Raw genomic sequence first — 2,174 nt, forward strand, 5'->3', positions numbered from 1 at the left:
CGCCCGGACCGCGCCGGCGGCCGCGGTGCGCTGCGCTGCGGCCAGTGCCTGTACCCGGGAGCCCGCGGTGGTGGCCAGCCCGTGCGCCCGCAGGTCCACCGCGCCCTCCAGGATGCCGGCTGCCTCCTGCAGCTCCCGGACCCGCAGGTCGGCCTCGGTGCGCGCGGCCTCGGCGTCCACCCGCCGGTGCAGCAGGGCGACCACCGCCGCGGTCAGCAGCAGCACGAGGAGCACGCCGCCCGCGGCGAGCGGAGAGAGCAGGGCCAGCAGCCCGCAGGCGCCGAGCGCGGTCGCCGCGGCCACCACCGGCGGGGTGACCACCCGGACCGAGAGGTCCTGCAGCAGGCCGACGTCGCCGACCGCGCGGGCCAGCGCCGCGCCCGGGGTGCGGTTGGCGGCCAGCCCCTGCCGGGCCAGCGCCCGCCAGACCCGCACCCGGGTGCCGGCGGCCAACCGCAGCGCGGCGTCGTGCGCGGCCAGCCGCTCCGCCCACCGGGCGATCGCGCGCAGCAGGCCGAACCCGCGGACGCCGACGATGGCCACGAGCAGGGTGAGCACCGGCGGCATCTCGGCGGCCCGCAGCACCAGCCAGCCCGACAGCCCGGTCAGCGCGACCCCCGCCAGCGCGGTGACGGTGCCGGCACCCACGGCACGCGCGAAGGCGGTTCGCGGCCAGGGCTGCTCCTCGACCGCCCGCGCCTCCCCGGTATCGGAAGCTCTACCCCCTCCGGCGGGGCGCTGGACGGGGGTGGAGCTTCCGATACCTGGGGCGGGCGGGGCGGCGAGCGCCACCGACCGGTCGGCCAGCGCCGCCAGCGCCGGGTCGTGGGTGACCAGCACGACGCTGACGGTGCCCCGCAGGTCGGCCAGCACGGCGGCCACCCGGGCGGTGGCGGCGTCGTCGAGGTGCGCGGTGGGTTCGTCGAGCAGCAGCAGCGCCGCACCCCGGTGCACCCGGACCAGCGCGCGGGCCAGCGCCACCCGCTGCAGCTCCCCGGGCGAGAGGGTGGTGCACCGTCGTCCGGCGAGGTCCGCGGCGCCCACCCGGGCCAGTGCGTCGACCACCAGGCCCTCGGCGACGACGGCGTCCAGCGGGTCGGCGTCGTCGACGGCGGCGTGCAGCCGCAGCTCGTCGGCGACCGTGTCGGCGGTGGTGCGCGGGTGCTGCGGGGCGACGGCGACGCGCTCGGGCAGGCCGGTCACGGCCCCGGCGACCTCGGCGGTGGTGGGCAGCGTGCCGGCGAGGGCGGCCAGCAGCGTGGACTTCCCGGACCCCGACGGCCCGGTCAGCGCCACCACCTCACCGGGCCGGACCTGCAGGGTGGTGGCCGACAGCGCGGGCACGGCGCGGCCGGGGTGCTGCACGGACAGGTCCGCGACCTCGACAGCGGCGCCGCGCGGGTCGTCGGCCGGGTCGCCCGGGCGGGGAGCAGGGTCGGGGGCGGCCAGGACGGCGCGGGCCTCGGCCGCGGCCTGACCGGCGTCGGCGTTGGCGTGGTAGGCCGCACCCAGCGCCCGCAGCGGCGCGAACGCCTCGGGGGCCAGCAGCAGCGCGGTCAGCCCGACTGCCAGGCCGAGGTGGCCCTCGACCAGCCGGAGACCCACGGTCACCGCGACCAGCGCCACCGACAGCGTCGCGATCAGCTCCAGCACCAGCGCGGAGAGGAAGGCCAGCCGCAGCGTGGCCGTCGTCGTCCGGCGGTGGCGGTCCCCGAGCTCGGCGAGGGCAGCGGTCTGCTCGGCCGCCCGGCCGAGCCCGGTGAGCACCGGCAGCCCGCGGACCAGCTCGGCCACGTGCGCGGCGATCCGGTCCAGCGCGCGGGCGGCGTCGGCGGTGCGGTCGGCCGTGTACTTCCCGACCAGCACCATGAACACCGGCACCAGCGGCAGGGTCAGCGCGACGAGCACCGCCGAGAGCAGGTCGGTCCCGGCCAGCACCAGCAGCACCACCGGCGGGACGACGAGCGTCTGCGCGAACGCCGGCAGGTACCCGGCGAGCGCGGGGGCGAGGTCGTGCAGCCGGGTGGTGACCAGCACGGCGGCCGGCCCGGTGCCGCCCGCGGCGTCCACGGCGGCCGGGGAGCGGGTCAGCCGGTCCAGCAGCCGGGCACGCAGGGCGTCCTCGCTGCGCCGGGCGTCCCGGTTGGCCCACCGCGCCCCGACCGCGCCGGCCG

General features: G+C 79.7%; 1 protein-coding gene. It reads right to left on the minus strand.

What is annotated here, in order from left to right; genetic code table 11:
* Nucleotides 1-2,174 (minus strand): ATP-binding cassette domain-containing protein (locus NH342_RS22750; protein ID WP_253018610.1); only part of this gene is annotated, 2,174 nt, incomplete at both ends.

The organism is Klenkia sp. PcliD-1-E (assembly GCF_024124375.1).
Classification (GTDB): Bacteria; Actinomycetota; Actinomycetes; order Mycobacteriales; family Geodermatophilaceae; genus Klenkia.